Source organism: Blautia massiliensis (ex Liu et al. 2021), from assembly GCF_052064225.1.
Taxonomy (GTDB): Bacteria; Bacillota; Clostridia; order Lachnospirales; family Lachnospiraceae; genus Blautia_A; species Blautia_A fusiformis.
Genome location: NZ_JBQHWA010000029.1, coordinates 1 through 14,759 on the forward strand (window position 1 = coordinate 1; position 14,759 = coordinate 14,759).

At 39.3% G+C, this 14,759-nt stretch carries 14 protein-coding genes and 2 pseudogenes; 2 read left to right on the forward strand and 14 right to left on the reverse strand.

What is annotated here, in order from left to right; genetic code table 11:
- Positions 1-60 precede the first annotated feature (60 nt).
- The 11 genes and pseudogenes from ACTNDQ_RS11685 to ACTNDQ_RS11735 all read right to left on the reverse strand — a co-directional run bounded on the left by ACTNDQ_RS11685 (position 61) and on the right by ACTNDQ_RS11735 (position 9,787).
- On the reverse strand, positions 61-321 hold the full coding sequence (locus ACTNDQ_RS11685) for a hypothetical protein (protein WP_441064671.1): 261 nt from the start codon (positions 319-321) through the stop codon (positions 61-63).
- Positions 311-1,096, reverse strand: a complete 786-nt coding sequence (locus ACTNDQ_RS11690; protein ID WP_441064672.1) for a ParA family protein — start codon at positions 1,094-1,096, stop codon at positions 311-313. The genes ACTNDQ_RS11685 and ACTNDQ_RS11690 overlap by 11 nt, the downstream gene beginning before the upstream one ends.
- Before the next feature lie 298 nt (positions 1,097-1,394).
- Positions 1,395-1,880: pseudogene (eno, locus tag ACTNDQ_RS11695) on the reverse strand (phosphopyruvate hydratase); the annotation flags it as partial.
- Between the two features lie 322 nt (positions 1,881-2,202).
- Positions 2,203-2,937 (reverse strand): hypothetical protein, encoded by a 735-nt coding sequence (locus ACTNDQ_RS11700; RefSeq protein WP_288787924.1) that lies wholly within the window; start codon positions 2,935-2,937, stop codon positions 2,203-2,205.
- 494 nt (positions 2,938-3,431) lie between these two features.
- A complete protein-coding gene (locus ACTNDQ_RS11705) occupies positions 3,432-4,055 on the reverse strand; it encodes a leucine-rich repeat domain-containing protein (protein WP_441064673.1) in 624 nt (207 codons plus the stop codon).
- Positions 4,056-4,130: 75 nt separating this feature from the next.
- Positions 4,131-4,400 (reverse strand): annotated as a pseudogene (locus ACTNDQ_RS11710) (response regulator); the annotation flags it as partial.
- A gap of 48 nt (positions 4,401-4,448) precedes the next feature.
- Positions 4,449-6,212: a Na/Pi cotransporter family protein gene (locus ACTNDQ_RS11715; protein ID WP_441064674.1), complete on the reverse strand. Its 1,764-nt coding sequence runs from the start codon at positions 6,210-6,212 to the stop codon at positions 4,449-4,451.
- Between the two features lie 174 nt (positions 6,213-6,386).
- A complete protein-coding gene (locus tag ACTNDQ_RS11720) occupies positions 6,387-6,887 on the reverse strand; it encodes a GreA/GreB family elongation factor (protein WP_296155851.1) in 501 nt (166 codons plus the stop codon).
- 193 nt (positions 6,888-7,080) lie between these two features.
- On the reverse strand, positions 7,081-7,974 hold the full coding sequence (locus tag ACTNDQ_RS11725) for a DMT family transporter (RefSeq protein ID WP_441064675.1): 894 nt from the start codon (positions 7,972-7,974) through the stop codon (positions 7,081-7,083).
- A gap of 20 nt (positions 7,975-7,994) precedes the next feature.
- Positions 7,995-8,741, reverse strand: a complete 747-nt coding sequence (locus tag ACTNDQ_RS11730; protein ID WP_441052237.1) for a GntR family transcriptional regulator — start codon at positions 8,739-8,741, stop codon at positions 7,995-7,997.
- 83 nt (positions 8,742-8,824) lie between these two features.
- Positions 8,825-9,787 carry an SIS domain-containing protein gene (locus ACTNDQ_RS11735; RefSeq protein WP_296155856.1) on the reverse strand — a complete coding sequence of 321 codons (963 nt, stop codon included), beginning with the start codon at positions 9,785-9,787 and terminating at the stop codon, positions 8,825-8,827.
- A 226-nt stretch (positions 9,788-10,013) separates the two neighbouring features.
- Between ACTNDQ_RS11735 and ACTNDQ_RS11740 the strand changes: the two genes are divergently transcribed.
- Positions 10,014-11,057 carry an asparaginase gene (locus ACTNDQ_RS11740; RefSeq protein ID WP_441064676.1) on the forward strand — a complete coding sequence of 348 codons (1,044 nt, stop codon included), beginning with the start codon at positions 10,014-10,016 and terminating at the stop codon, positions 11,055-11,057.
- Positions 11,058-11,081: 24 nt separating this feature from the next.
- Entirely contained in the window at positions 11,082-12,050 is a 969-nt protein-coding gene (locus tag ACTNDQ_RS11745; protein WP_118041408.1) for an SIS domain-containing protein, read from the forward strand.
- 47 nt (positions 12,051-12,097) lie between these two features.
- Here ACTNDQ_RS11745 and ACTNDQ_RS11750 read toward each other — a convergent pair whose 3' ends face one another.
- The 3 genes from ACTNDQ_RS11750 to ACTNDQ_RS11760 all read right to left on the reverse strand — a co-directional run bounded on the left by ACTNDQ_RS11750 (position 12,098) and on the right by ACTNDQ_RS11760 (position 14,557).
- On the reverse strand, positions 12,098-12,901 hold the full coding sequence (locus tag ACTNDQ_RS11750) for a histidinol-phosphatase HisJ family protein (RefSeq protein WP_441064677.1): 804 nt from the start codon (positions 12,899-12,901) through the stop codon (positions 12,098-12,100).
- Positions 12,902-13,029: 128 nt separating this feature from the next.
- The gene (locus ACTNDQ_RS11755) at positions 13,030-13,854 is read right to left on the reverse strand and encodes a carbohydrate ABC transporter permease (protein WP_441064678.1); all 825 of its coding nucleotides are present in this window, start codon (positions 13,852-13,854) and stop codon (positions 13,030-13,032) included.
- 16 nt (positions 13,855-13,870) lie between these two features.
- On the reverse strand, positions 13,871-14,557 hold the full coding sequence (locus tag ACTNDQ_RS11760; RefSeq protein WP_441064679.1) for a carbohydrate ABC transporter permease: 687 nt from the start codon (positions 14,555-14,557) through the stop codon (positions 13,871-13,873).
- Positions 14,558-14,759 lie beyond the last annotated feature (202 nt).

Consider the following 14,759-nt stretch of genomic DNA (forward strand, 5'->3'; position numbering starts at 1 on the left):
GAAAAGCTGTATGAGAGGGGTATGTTACTGTCTGCTGCTTAGCAGGCAGAACTTCTCATTTTAATTTGTACTAAATCTTGACATAGGACCACCGGACTCTCTCAAACGCACAATACCAGGAACCAACACGCCATATTGTGTAATACTTTCTGCTAATTCTTCCATTTTCTTATCATCTCTTACTTGAAACGGGTGATTCGTAAATGGATGAAGACTTCCTATTGCTATCTCACTAATTCCATTGGTTGCCTCTTCGTTTGTTCCAAACAATGCATCAAGCGGCTGTAAGGAAACGGGAGTTGCTCTTTTTTTAGATGGCATCTTTCAGCACCTCCTCCGTCACTCTCCGATAAGCTTCTGTAGCTTTGCCTTTCGAATCATAAGAGAAAATACTCTGTCCTTCTCTGACTGCTTCCTTCATTCTTACAGAAAATGGAATATAATTATCGAAGATATGAATTTGACTTCCATATACATTTCTGAGAAGTTCCATATTATTCCTGGCATCATTCGTATGAGCATCGACCATCGTAAACAGAATTCCACCGACTTGCAGCTTCGGATTGATCTGCTTACGGACCTTACCGATTGTTTTTAATAACTGCTGCAATCCTTTGATTGGCAGGTAAGACGCTTCAACCGGAATTAGTACTTCATCTGATGCAGCCAGTGCATTGATTGTGATCATTCCCAATGATGGCATACAATCAATGATAATTGCATCATATTGATCCTTGATACCATATAAAATCTGTTTCAATACATATTCCCTGCTCATTGCATTTACCAACTGTACTTCCGTACCTGCCAGTCCAATGTTAGAACAGATAATGCCTATTCCTTCTGCCTGATGCCTGATATAACAGTCTGAAGGAATATATTCATCTTTCATTACTGCATCCATAAGAGCTGTAAGTGTTTCATTACTTTCATCACAACCACGATATCCAAATCCTGCGGATACATCAGACTGTGGATCGGCATCAACGATTAACACTTTCATATTCTTTTGTGCTAATCCTGCTGCTAAATTAGCTGTACATGCTGATTTTCCCGTTCCCCCTTTTTGGTTTACAATAGAAATTACTTTTGCCATAATCTTTCCCTTCTTTCTTGTCAAATAAAAAGACTGAATCAGACAGCTGAGATATAAATCTCATGCGAGCTAATTCAGTCCAAAACATATTTTTATTCAATTATCACCGCTTTCGTGGTATAGTAAATACATCTCAGCAGAGTTCTGAAATTCTATTACTTCTGTACTGTGTTATTTATAAAAGAGAGGCCTTTCCTTCATAAATTCGTTGATTGGTTACGAAATTTATTTAGGACTAAATCGCTAGAGCCCTTGTATTATAAGGGGTTCTGCCTTGTGTCATTATAATAACACAAGCACCCCCGTTTAAAATATTCATCATCGGCACCGGGAGCTGCAGGGTATGACAGCCGCCCAGATACTGATAAAGAGGAAGCCGAAGGGCCCCGGCTGCTGCACGGGCTGCTGCCAGAGATACTGCCAGCGTGGCATTGGCTCCTGCGCTGCTTTTGTTCTCCGTTCCGTCGGTTTCGATCAGAAGATGATCGATCCATGCCTGGTTCAGGGCATTCTCTCCGATAATGGCATCTGCCAGACGTGTATTGATATTTTCCACTGCTTTTTTCACACTCTGTCCCAGATATTCCTCCCGGTTTCCGTCCCGCAACTCCACAGCCTCAAATTTACCTGTGGATGCTCCGGACGGCACCATGGCTCTTCCTGTGTATCCGTTAATCCCCACAATTCCTTCACCTACCGTCACTTCCGCTTCCACCGTAGGATTCCCCCTGGAATCAAGGACCTGTCTTGCATGAACTTTTCGAACAGGCAGATAACGTAGCATAAGTTTTTCCCTCCTTGAAAATAATAATACTGTTTATGATCTCCTGCACTTTGTGATTCTCTTCTTATGTTTATGAGGGTAGCTTGTCCGAAAAGGGTTTGGTCTATACGTGTTCTGTTGATAAGGGCGAGGATATTACACTAATTTATTTATTACTACTTCCAATAGAGGGTTACACTGTTTTATATATTTTTTAGCATTACTCGCTTTTCCGAAATTGCTATGTAATTTATATATATTTTTTCTCTATTTCTTTGCATTTCTAATTACAGAATGCATATGGCCCTTTTAATTGCTTCTTTTTAGTCTTTAGTCGCTTTCTTTAAAACTTTACAGTTTTATTTGCAATCATATACGGTTGATTATAATTACTGCTAATATGATATTGCACCTTATGTGCGTTTATAAATCTAAATCCATGCATATTCCATGAACTTTTCATCCTCTTCAAAACTCTTTTTCCTGAACCGTTGTAATTACAACGGATTATTTGAGCCTGTTTCATATCCCAGGATGATTTCACATAATATATCTGCTTTCCTATAAATCTGATGCCATACCCATAACCCACAGATTGAGATTTCTTTGATGAAAGATTGTACAGGCAGTATCTGTTAGGAGCTACATCTGTCGCCTCATGTATATACGCAATTGCATATTTTCCTCTTCTATCTATAAGCTTAAGGCCATTTCTTTCTTTTCGAAATCCTTTTTTACCAATCGTATAGGTATATGTGTTGTAATAAAGCCCTGATTCTTCAACACAAAAATACATTTTATTTTCATAATTAAGACTATAAGTTATTCCTGCATTTCCACTATAATTTATGCTAGCAACTAGTTTATTCCCATAATTGGTTCTCTGATACAACTTGGTAATATTTTTATACTGCGTACGTGAAGACTGTTCTACCAAATAAAACGTCTTTCCTTTTACACTGATTATAGTTGTATTTGAATATGCCTTAACAGGCCTTACTGTAAATACAAGGAATAGCAGAAATACACTCAGAAATAAAATTGTTCCACTGCATAAAGATTTTTTTCTTATTTTCATAGATAAATGCCCCTTCCCCTTTTTCTTTATCCCTGGCTTGCTGTCCAGTTAATACAGCTCATATTTTTACAATATTTATTGTAGTATTTGTAATATTTATTTTTGGAAACCTTTTTGCCATTTAAGTATCTGAAAATTGGCTGATAGCCTTTTATATTCATCACCATTCCCAAATGATCCGACAGTGTCGCTACACGATACAATTTTCCTTTTCGTATTCTATAGACATTTCTTGAAACGCTTCTGGCAGTAATCATTGTTATAATTGTAAATGTATTTGTCCTCTTGTTATAACAAACATCTGGTTCACTCCATGAAGATGCCTGCAACACAGCCAAAACTTTTACCCGATTTTTATATATTATCAGGATCCTTAGCTCTCCTCTGAAATTTATTTTCAACCGTCATATTTAGATAAATCTGTATGGCACCTTCCATACTAACCTGGAGGATACAGCCATTGCTGTTCCTCCAGGTTTTAACACCAGAGTATTTTAGCCAATAGTTAATGTTGACAGGCCATTACAATTGAAGAAAGCACACATTCCTATTTTATCGACACTCTCAGGAATTTCTACTTTCATTGCATTTACACAATCGTAAAATGCATATGCTCCTATAGATGTAATCCCATTGTCAACTTCAATTTGCTCAATTTCCAACTGGTATTTATTCCATGGAACATCCGTTTCTATATTCCAGTCCTGCATCTCCCCCTGTCCTTCAATTTTAAGTACATGATCATTGCCAAGTGTCCAATAAATTTTATTTTCTCCTACACCACACTCTCCATTTTTTTCTTCCAATTCAACCTGTTCATCTTCGAAATCTTCACTTGCATCTAAATTCTCTCCATAAGACACCTCTTCGGAATCTTCAACATCTGAATCATCTTCAATTTCCACTTCCGTTTCATCAGTTATTTCCGCCCCAAAATCGCTTTGGTTTGAATCTTCCGTTTCCGGTACTGTAATTTCTTCATCTACGGATACCGGCTCTTCTTCTCCATCTTCATCAGTTGTTTCCGCCCCAAAATCGCTTTGGTTCGAATCTTCCGTTTCCGGTACTGTAATTTCTTCATCTACGGATACCGGCTCTTCTTCTCCATCTTCAAACACTATATCTGAAGCCTGAACATTCTGGTTAATATATCCACCTATGCTAATTGTAGCAATAATTCCTAATGCAAGCTATCTGACTTTGTCATATTCTGCCTCTTTTGCTGTGACCATGATCACCGGAATACTTTTTGTATCAGGAGATGACTTCAGTTTCCCAAGAATTGTGTAGCCGTCATCTCCCGGAAGCATAATGTCCAGAAGAATCAGGTTTGGAATTTCTTCTTTCAGTGCTGCTTTCAGTTCTTTGCCATCAGCAAAGCCTTTTGCTGTAAATCCTGTTGTCTCAAGCGTATATACCAGCAGTTCCCTGATATTTTTCTCATCCTCCACACAATAAATCATATGGATCATCTCCTTCTTTAAGTTTCACATAACGTAACTCTGGCTTCTTTACGGAAGCGCATATTCCATGCGGAAATCATCAAGACGTCCGATATAATTCTCATCAGATTCATTTTTGATACTTTCCAGATGACTGTGAGTATCATAAAGATTTTCTCTTACCTGTGTTACACAGACACTGATATTGGAACAATGGTCTGCGATACGTTCCAGGCTTGTGAGCAGATCTGTAAGTATAAATCCCATCTCGATCGTACACTCTCCGGAACGGAGTCTGTTTATATGACGTCTTTTCAGTTCTTTACTCAGTTCATCAACTACCTCTTCCAGAGGTTCCACATCATTTACAAGATTCAGATCTTTTTTGTCAAAGATCGTATATGCCGTATCCACAATACGATCAACGACACTTATCAGAACCTGAAGTTCGTTTCGGGCCTGCATGGAAAAGCTGAGTTTTTTCTCATAAAGTTCCTGCGCTGATTCCATAATGTTTACCGCATGATCGGAAATTCTCTCAAAATCTCCGATACAGTGGAGCATCATGGATACACTGTGACTGTCTCTTTCTGACAGATCTTTATTGTTCAGTTTTACAAGATATGTGCCAAGTTCATCTTCATAGCGGTCTACCTTTGATTCCATTTCCTGAACACGTCTGGCTCCGTCTTTCGTATAATTATGCACCAGATCCAGGGCAATGCGGAGAGCTTTTCTGGAATCCTGCTCCATGTGTCTGGCTGCATTTCTTCCCTGCTCAACTGCAAATGCCGGTTTTTCGAGGAAACGTGACTCCAGAATAAGGAACTCCTGATCGTCTGTGCTGACCGGTTTTTCTTCTGTATCTCTGATCGTAAGACAGGCAAGTTTCACCAGAAGATTAGAGAACGGATACCATACAACCGTTGCTGTTATATTAAAGATACTGTGTGTAATGGCGATTGTTGCCGGTGTAGCCATCTGCGCCATAAACGAAAAATGTACTGCTGTATTAATAAGATAGAATACTGACATAAATACAACGGTTCCGATCAGGTTAAAGTACAGATGGATCATGGCTGCACGTTTGGCATTTTTGTTCGCACCGATTGCTGACAGAAGTGCTGTCACACAGGTACCGATATTCTGTCCCATGATGATCGGGAATGCTGCACTGTACGGAACTGCACCTGTAAGACAGAGGGCCTGCAGAATACCGACAGACGCTGATGATGACTGAATGATTGCTGTAAGTACTGCACCTGCCACAATACCTGCCACAGGATTGGAAAATTTCAGAAGAAGTCCTGTAAATTCAGGAACATCTGCAAGCGGTTTTACTGCGCCACTCATTGTTTCCATACCAAACATCAGTACTGCAAATCCAAGCAGGATTGATCCGACATCTTTCTTACGTGAATTCTTTGAAGAAAGAAGGATAATTCCGATCATTGCAAGGATCGGGGAAAAAGATGCAGGTTTCAGAAGACTGATAAAAAAGTTGCTGCTCTGCAGCCCGGCAAGACTCAAAATCCAGGAAGTAATTGTTGTACCGATATTGGCTCCCATGATGATCCCGACTACCTGTGTCAGTTTCATGATCCCGGAGTTTACAAAACCGACTACCATTACAGTTGTTGCCGATGATGACTGGATCACAGCAGTCACACACATTCCAAGAAGGACTGCTTTCCATTTACTGGAAGTAAGATTTTCAAGAATCTGTTCAAGCTTACCTCCTGATACTTTTGCAAGGCCGTCTCCCATTACCTGCATTCCATATAAGAACAGGGCAAGACCGCCGATTAAGGTCAGTACACTAAAAAAATCCATGATTTTTCTCCTTTACGTGTTTTTTACTTAACCCTATCATATGGACCGCCTGTAAAGTTATCACCAGCTTTATGTTAAATCTATGTTAAAAGTCCTGTCCTGCGAAAGCACATAAGTGCGTAACAATCCACTTTTAACATAGTATCAATATGTCGTCGCCAGACGACATTCCCTTTAGAAACTCCGGATATCTTCGCCTTCATCCCCTGTTTTGTCAATGGAACGGATTTTCAGATAATAGCTTACATTCTCATTAACCTGCACTTTTACCCTGTCGCCAACTTTGTGGCCTTTCAGTGCCATTCCGATAGGCGATTCTATGCTGACCCTGTTTTCCATGGAATTGCCCCGGATAGAAGTAACCAGTTTATATTTCTCAATTTCCCCGTCTTCTTCAAATTCCACTTCTACAATATCATCCATTCCAACTTCGTCAGACCTGGAAGTATCTTCCACAATATCTGCTGTTTTCAGCATTCTTTCCAGATAACGAATACGGCTCTCATTCTGGTTTTTGTGTTTTTTTGCAGCATAATATTCAAAATTTTCACTCAGATCTCCCTGTGCCCTTGCTTCTTTTACTGCCTCGATGGCTTCTTTCCTGATCACGAGTTTTCTATGTTCAATCTCTTCTTCAATTTTCTGTACGTCTCTTTCTGTAAGTTTTTCACGCATTATGATCACTCCTATATGATACTTTTGCAGCAATTCAAGAATGCCGCTACAATCTCTGTTCCCTACAGTATACACGAATACGAAAAATCCTACAACAGATAAAAACAAAGCGGACAAATCTGTTTTAGCAGATGTATACCATAAAAAAACAGGCTCCTGCATTTCTATCAGTGTCTGTTTTTTATATATGTATTTATCTCAAAAAACTATTCAGTACCATTCCTGCCACTATGATCAAAATTCCCACTAATCCACTTCCTGCAGGCATTGCATCCCCAAGAAAAAGAATACCTCCAATCAGTGTAAAAATCACCTCACCTGACTGTGTAGCTTCTATAATGGCCAGATGTTTCGGGTTATTTTTTACCATATTGGTTGCTTCAAAAAATAAAATTGTTGCGATCACTCCCGAAAAAACAGCTACAATTACTGATTGAAATATCTGTCCTCCTGATGGCAATCCATGTGTTCCCAGTGCATAAACAGAACAGATCAGCCAGAAAGGCATGCTGCAGAGATTCATTCCAAAAACTCTCTGTGTTGTGGACAATTCCGCCGGGCAGTACTGAAGCATTTTTCGGTTTCCAAGTGGATAAGAAAAACCTGCCACTATGATCAGCAAAAGTGCTGTCACCAGTCCTTCTGTATGAATATTCTTAAAATGAGAGACCTGGAGAAGAAAAATCCCTCCAAGTATTATTGCTGAACAAATAAGATTTTTTACGGGAACTCTTTTACCAAATAAAGGGGTTAGTAATGCTCCCGCTACAATCGTAATCTGCCAGGTTGCCGCTACAAACCATGATTCACCATAAACAGAGGCCATAGACAGAGGCATGTAAAAAAATCCAAATCCCACTGTACTCCATAGAATCCATGGCACAGGGTCACTTTGAACAGCCTCCAAAACCTCCCTGATCCCTTTCTGTTTCCACACGATCACTCCCATGATCGGCAGCATAAAAATAAATCGAAGAGCAGCACTCCACAGCCAGTATCCGCCATCCAGGTTCATACTTCTGTTGAAAATAAATGTAAAAGCAAAAAACAATGATGCCAGCAAACCATAAGCCAATGCACGTCTCATCTCTCGTCCCCAATCAAATATCAAATTTTTTCCCCATGTTCTCCAGGTGTCACTTCATAACAGAATCTGCTTCCAAGACAGTAATCCTTTCCTATATATACCGGGGCATCTCCTGAATAGATCAGAGTTTCCATTATAAATACCGGTTCTGAGGGCGCTACACCAAAAATCTTTGCCATACGACTTCCAGCCTTTTCTACGGAAAGAACATTTCTGTTTTTTTTGTTTTCAAAAGTCAGATCCACTTTCATTCTTTCTTTTATAATAGAATAAACTGACTTTTCAAGATCTTCCCATAAAAGAAATCCATATTTTTTATAAGAAAAGAACATATGCTCCAATGATACAGGTTCATTATCAGCAAATCTTAACCTTTCAATGTGAACTACTTTGTCGTCCGCTTCCAGCTGCAGGCTTTTACGATAGCTGTTTTTTCCTTCAACCACTTCTTTTTTGAGGACCTGCGTTCCAGGCACCAGACCTGCACCTGCACAACTCTGTGTAAAACTTGCACGATGGAAAATGATTTTTTTGATTCTGGGTTTGGAAACAAAAGTACCTATTCCCTGCTTTTTCTCCAGATATCCTTCATCTACCAGAAGCGCCAGAGCATTACGTACAGTAACACGACTTACTTCATAGATTTTCATTAATTCAGTTTCCGATGGAACTCTGGTATTTTCCTTCCATTCTTTCTGTTCTATCTTCAGTTTTATTGCTTCTTTTACCTGTTCGTATAACGGTATTGTTGAATTCTGGTTCAGCATATTGTTCCCTTTCTTTCAGCATTTTCCTTCAAAAACATAAAAAGGGGGAACACGTCCCCCCTTTGAGTATCCAATTCCTTATATTAATATGGGAATTTCCACATATATCTTCTGGTGGTCAGTGGATGTTTTCTTGCATCTGCAATGAGATTATTAAAGACACCGATCACATTATTATAAAACATTGGTTCAAGATATTCAGCAAGTTCACCCAGTTCATTGATTCCATACTGAGATGCATCAAGTACAAAAATACGGTTGTTAAATTTTTTGATGAAATCAAGTGCTCTGTCATCCAGCGGACGTGTGTGACCACAGGATTTCATCATAAGAAATGCTGTATTTTTGTCTGTAATTTCAAATGGGCCATGGAAAAATTCACCGGAATGGATAACACTTGCATTAATCCACTGCATCTCCATAAAGATACAGATTGCTTCCTGATGTGCCGGTCCCCAGCAGGCACCGCTTCCCATCGTATAGATTACAGAATCATCTTTAAATTCCCATGCCCATTTAATAGCATCAGGAACTACATCTTTCTTTGCCTGTACTACAATATCATTTAATTTTGCAAGTGCCTGCACCATTTCATCGTATTTTTCATATCCTTCTTCTTCGTTGAGGATTTCCAGTGCAAGCTTAAATCCGTAAGAAACCTTCTGATTTTCCACAACAGATTCCGGACCGAATTCATACTGGATCACATACTGTGCAGTATCAGAAAGAGGAGACGGTACCTGGAAAGTAAGACCTACCGTTGCAGCTCCCAACTCATTAGCCACAGCTGTTGCTTTTACAGTTTCGGCAGTATTTCCCCTCTGAGATGCTGTAATAACCACTGTGTCCTTGCCTATCTCTTTAGGTGTTGCATGAACAAATTCATTTGCATTCATGTATCCTACTTTAATTTTCTTTGTTTCTTCACTGAGGAAATATTTAGCAGGGAAAAATCCGCTTAAAGATCCTCCACAACCTACAAAATACACTGTATTAATTTCCTGTTTTTCAACAATTTCAGATATAATCTTTCTTACTTTCTCCACGCTTCATACCCTCCTGATATATTCTTGTTATTCTTTACAATTATCATCCGGATGTTTTGATAAGCTAATATTAACATGTATTATAACGTATGTCAACAATATTTTATACATCATATTACATATTATCATCTTTACTTTGTGTACATCATGCTATAAGATAATAGTTAATGACAGGGGAATAATTCCCGACTGCAATTTTATCAATATACACTGGAGGTAGGCAAACATGTCAAAAAAAATTCTGATCATAAATACGGGGGGAACCCTTTCTTCAGTAAAAGGCACAAACGGACTCATACCAGGAATGAGCAGTAACGATATGCTTGAAGAACTCCGTATGGTTTCCAAAAACCTGGAACTGGAAACAGAGGATTTCTGTTCTCTGGACAGTGCCAATATAGGCCCCGCTGACTGGGCAGGACTGGCAAAACTGATCAGTCAGAAAAGCTATGATTACCATGGTATCGTAGTAATCCACGGAACAGATACTATGGCATATACTTCATCCATGTTATCATTTATGCTTCAGAACATTTCCATCCCTGTGGTTATCACCGGCAGCCAGCTTTCCATCGCCAATCCTGTTGCCGATGCACTGGAAAACTGTCGCTGCGGAATTCATATGGCCGCAAGCGGTTATCCTGGTATTTTTGTTGCTTTTAATCGCAAAGTAATGCTGGGCTGCCGGGCCTCCAAGGTCCGGACTATGAGTTTTGATGCTTTTGAAAGTATCAACTATCCATACGTTGGCGAAATAAGCTCTTTAGGTTTAAGAGTATTTAAAAACAATCTTGTTGAAAAAAAAGGAATTTTTCAGCCCCGGACAGCCTATTCTGATAACGTGTCACTTCTGAAGCTTTACCCCGGAATCAAACCGAACATTCTGGATATTCTCTGTGACAGAGGCTGCCGTGGTGTCTTTATAGAAGGTTTCGGTCTTGGAGGAATGCCTTTCGTAAATAATGATTTTATAGGCAAAGTAGGCGAAGTTATAGAAAAAGGTATGCTGGTTCTTGCAGGAAGCCAGTGTCGATACGAAGGAAGTAACCTGTCTGTATATGAGACCGGGCGCCTGGCACTTGAAAAAGGAGTAATCCAGGCATACGATATGACCACAGAAGCAGCAATGACAAAACTAATGTGGGTTCTTGGACAGACTGATAATCTTCGTGAAATTAAAGAATATTTCTCAGTAGACATTGCCGGAGAAATTTGTATTGACATATCTTCAAATTCATCATATAATGTATGCATACAACATACAAATTAATCATATCAAGGAGGTACGTATACCATGACACCAAAACAGATTATTGAAGCTATCAAAGCAGAACGCCCGGAAATCAACACCTTATTTTTTGTTGGATGTGGTGCATCATCTGCTGAACAGTATCCTGCACAGTATTTTATGGACTGTAATGCAAGAAAAATCCGTACAAGCTTCTACACAGCAAACGAATTCAACTATGCAACTCCTGTTTCCCTTGATGAAACAGCAATTGTAATCGCATGCTCCCTTGGTGGAACAACACCGGAAACTGTAGCAGCTGCCAAACTCTCCCAGGAAAAAGGAGCAAAAGTAATCGCTGTTACACATGATGGAAATTCACCTCTTGCAAAAAATGCAGATTATGTTATCGTTCATGGATTCGAAAAAGACTATGCAGCTAAACTTGAAAAAATGAACAACATCCTGATGCTTGCTGTTGAAGTCCTGAATCAGTATGAAGGATATGATCACTATGAAGACATGGTAAAAGGTTCTGAGAACATCTATGCAGCAATCGAAGATGCTGTATCCTATTCTCTCACACCTGCAAAAGCATTTGCAGAAGCATACAAAGATTCACCTGTTATCTATGTTATGAGTTCCGGTGCAACCCAGAAAGTTGCTTATTCTTTCTCCATCTGCCTGCTTATGGAAATGCAGTGGATCAACTCCGGTTCCTTCCATGATGGTGAATTCTTCCATGGACCATTCGAAATTGTAGAAAAAGATGTTCCATTCCTTCTTCTTATGAATGACGGCAGAACCCGTAAAATGGATTCCAGAGCACTGGATTTCCTTAACAGATTCGATGCAAAAACAACAGTTATCGATGCAAAAGATTTTGGTCTCAGCAATTTCGTTCCATCTTCAGTTGCTGAATACTTCAGCCCGATGGTTATCACAGGCGTTCTCAGAGTATACGCAGAACAGCTGTCAATCGTTCGTGATCATCCGCTGAGCCAGAGAAGATATATGTGGAAACTGGAATACTAATCCTTATCACCAGTATTTCAGATAAACAGAAAAAAGTACAGCAGCCATTAAATTGGCTGCTGTATATTTTTTCTGTTTTTATATACGGAAATACTGTCAAATCCTGCTTCTTTAAGCATCTGGTATACTCTGTCAAATCCATAGCCTATTCTTTCAGGTCTGTGTGAATCAGATCCTACAGTGATAATCCTGCCCCCAAGTTCTTTATACATTCTCAATATTTCCATTCCAGGCATTGTATCTTCCAGAATACCGCCCATACAGGCTGTATTTATCTCAATACCTTTTCCCCTTCTGATCACGTTTTCCAGGACTTTTTTAATTGTTGACTGATACTCTTCATAAAGATCCGGAAGGTTCTGCTTTGCACAGTGTTTCTTAAAATAATCCATATGTGCCAGGCAGTCAAAATCCCCTTCTTCAGAAAGCTTCAGAAGATGGTAATAATAAGCATCTCCGATACTTCTGGCGTTCTTTTCTGTTACGATCAGATGCGTCAGATCAATATTTTCCAACTTGTGAACAGATCCAAGCACAAAATCAAAAGGATATCTCCGGACCGTTTTATTACACTCCGGACTGATGTCAAGCTGTCCAAATTCCATGCCGCTTTTTATGGATAAACGACCTTCAAATTTCTTTCTGCACTCTTCCAGTGTCTCAAAATATTTTTCCACATATCTCTCGTTAAACCAGGGCCTTACCACCCCATTTACATAGAATTCATAATGATCTGTAAAAGCAATCTCCCTCATTCCATTCTCCAGGGCAGATTCACACATCGCCTCCATTGTGAAATGTGCATCCGGAGAAATTTCACTGTGCATATGATAATCATATAAAATCTTCATTTCGTAACCAGCCTCTTTCTTATATTCTTTTTTACTATTCAGCATCCTTACAGATGCAAACACAAAACGGACAAAAACCAAAACCGTCGGTGCATCACCGACGGTTTCCATTTTTTAATATAGAATGATCAACCTTTAACAGCTCCTGCTGTAAGACCACGAACAAACTGTTTGGACATACACAGGAACAAAATGATCATTGGCAGCGATGCAATAATAATACCTGCAAGCATTGTAACATAATCTGCACGAAGGTCACCCTTAAATGTCATAAGACCAATCGGGATTGTCATCAGCTTTTTACTTTCAAGAAATACATTTGCAAACAGGAATTCATTCCATACATGGTTCAGACAAACAATTGCGCAGGAAGCAAAAATAGGCTTGCTGATTGGCACAATAATTTTTGTAAATATCTGAAGACTGTTATATCCATCTACTACTGCTGCTTCTTCCAGTTCTTTTGGAATAGAAATGAAATAAGATCTCATCAGAAATACTGTAAATGGAATACGGAAGGCAATATAAGGAAGAATAACTGCCCAGTATGTATTGTACAGATGAACGGCTTTAAGCATTTTGTACAGTGGAACCAGTGCCACCTGTTCTGATAAAGCCATACCACCAAGAACTATCAGGAATATAATCCCACTTCCTTTTGCTTTAAAACGTGTAAGACCATAAGCAAGGAAAGATGAGAATATAAGAATTCCAATAAGTGAAGATCCACTGACGATCAGAGAGTTACCAAAATACTTATAAAGTCCCTGATTCCATGCATTTACCCAGTTCTTGAACTGAGGTACAGCCGGCAGAGCAAGTGAATCTCTGAAAAGTTCCTGATTTGTCTTAAGTGAGTTTAGTATCATCCATGCCATAGGAAGTAAAATGATCAGTGCAAGGATAACAAAAAATGCATTCAGTAAAATTTTTAGAATTGTATGTTTTTTCATTTTTATGCCTCCTTTATTATACTTCACCTGATTTGGTAACTTTCAGCTGAATAACAGAAAGTACCATAGTAATCACGAAGATAAATACACCGGTCACAGCTGCCATACCCAGATCATCATGCAGGAACGCATTCTGATACAGGAACAAACCAAGCACCTGCGTACTGTTTCCAGGTCCACCAGCGGTTGTAGAATAAACCTCTGTAAACAGTTTAAACGCACCAATAACAGTAATAATAGAACATACCAGTAACTGTTCTTTTGCCAGAGGAAGCACTACGCTGATCGCTCTGCGCACAGGTCCTGCTCCATCAATAGAAGCTGCCTCAATATAATCCGGTGACACGTTCTGGAATGCCACAACCATTAACAATGTAATATAACCGGTATACTGCCACTGACTCATTGCAATGATACAATAGATTGCGATCTTGGAATCTCCCAGCCAGGACTGTGTCATGCTCGTAAGCCCCAGTGCCTTGAAAGCGGAATTAAGAAGACCAAGATTAGGTTCATAAATAAATGTGAACATCAGACCGACAGCTGTAAGAGAAATCAGTGCCGGGATATAATAGATGTTACGAAAAGCATTACGAAATCTGCTGCTGGCCAGTTTACTTTCGAGCAACAAAGCTATTACAGTACCAAATCCAACCTGCACGATCAGTGAAATCACACAGTATAACAGGTTGTTTCGAAGCATAATACCTAATGATTCATTGTGAAAAAATCTTATATAATTGTCCAGTCCGACAAACTTCATTCCAGCTGAATAGGATGATAATCTAAAAAAGCTATAAACACAATTGGCTATAACCGGAATGTACACAAACACCAGAACCATCGCACAGCCAGGTAACATATATAAATAAGGAGTTGTTTTCTTTGTTCTCATAATGTACGCA

What these genes read in the sequence shown, in the direction of transcription:
- ACTNDQ_RS11685 (WP_441064671.1), bottom strand. Translation starts at nt 321, where the DNA reads ATGCCATCTAAAAAAAGAGCAACTCCCGTTTCCTTACAGCCGCTTGAT.
- ACTNDQ_RS11690 (WP_441064672.1), bottom strand. Translation starts at nt 1,096, where the DNA reads ATGGCAAAAGTAATTTCTATTGTAAACCAAAAAGGGGGAACGGGAAAA.
- ACTNDQ_RS11700 (WP_288787924.1), bottom strand. Translation starts at nt 2,937, where the DNA reads ATGAAAATAAGAAAAAAATCTTTATGCAGTGGAACAATTTTATTTCTG.
- ACTNDQ_RS11715 (WP_441064674.1), bottom strand. Translation starts at nt 6,212, where the DNA reads ATGGATTTTTTTAGTGTACTGACCTTAATCGGCGGTCTTGCCCTGTTC.
- ACTNDQ_RS11720 (WP_296155851.1), bottom strand. Translation starts at nt 6,887, where the DNA reads ATGCGTGAAAAACTTACAGAAAGAGACGTACAGAAAATTGAAGAAGAG.
- ACTNDQ_RS11725 (WP_441064675.1), bottom strand. Translation starts at nt 7,974, where the DNA reads ATGAGACGTGCATTGGCTTATGGTTTGCTGGCATCATTGTTTTTTGCT.
- ACTNDQ_RS11730 (WP_441052237.1), bottom strand. Translation starts at nt 8,741, where the DNA reads ATGCTGAACCAGAATTCAACAATACCGTTATACGAACAGGTAAAAGAA.
- ACTNDQ_RS11740 (WP_441064676.1), top strand. Translation starts at nt 10,014, where the DNA reads ATGTCAAAAAAAATTCTGATCATAAATACGGGGGGAACCCTTTCTTCA.
- ACTNDQ_RS11745 (WP_118041408.1), top strand. Translation starts at nt 11,082, where the DNA reads ATGACACCAAAACAGATTATTGAAGCTATCAAAGCAGAACGCCCGGAA.
- ACTNDQ_RS11750 (WP_441064677.1), bottom strand. Translation starts at nt 12,901, where the DNA reads ATGAAGATTTTATATGATTATCATATGCACAGTGAAATTTCTCCGGAT.
- ACTNDQ_RS11755 (WP_441064678.1), bottom strand. Translation starts at nt 13,854, where the DNA reads ATGAAAAAACATACAATTCTAAAAATTTTACTGAATGCATTTTTTGTT.
- ACTNDQ_RS11760 (WP_441064679.1), bottom strand. Translation starts at nt 14,557, where the DNA reads ATGCTTCGAAACAACCTGTTATACTGTGTGATTTCACTGATCGTGCAG.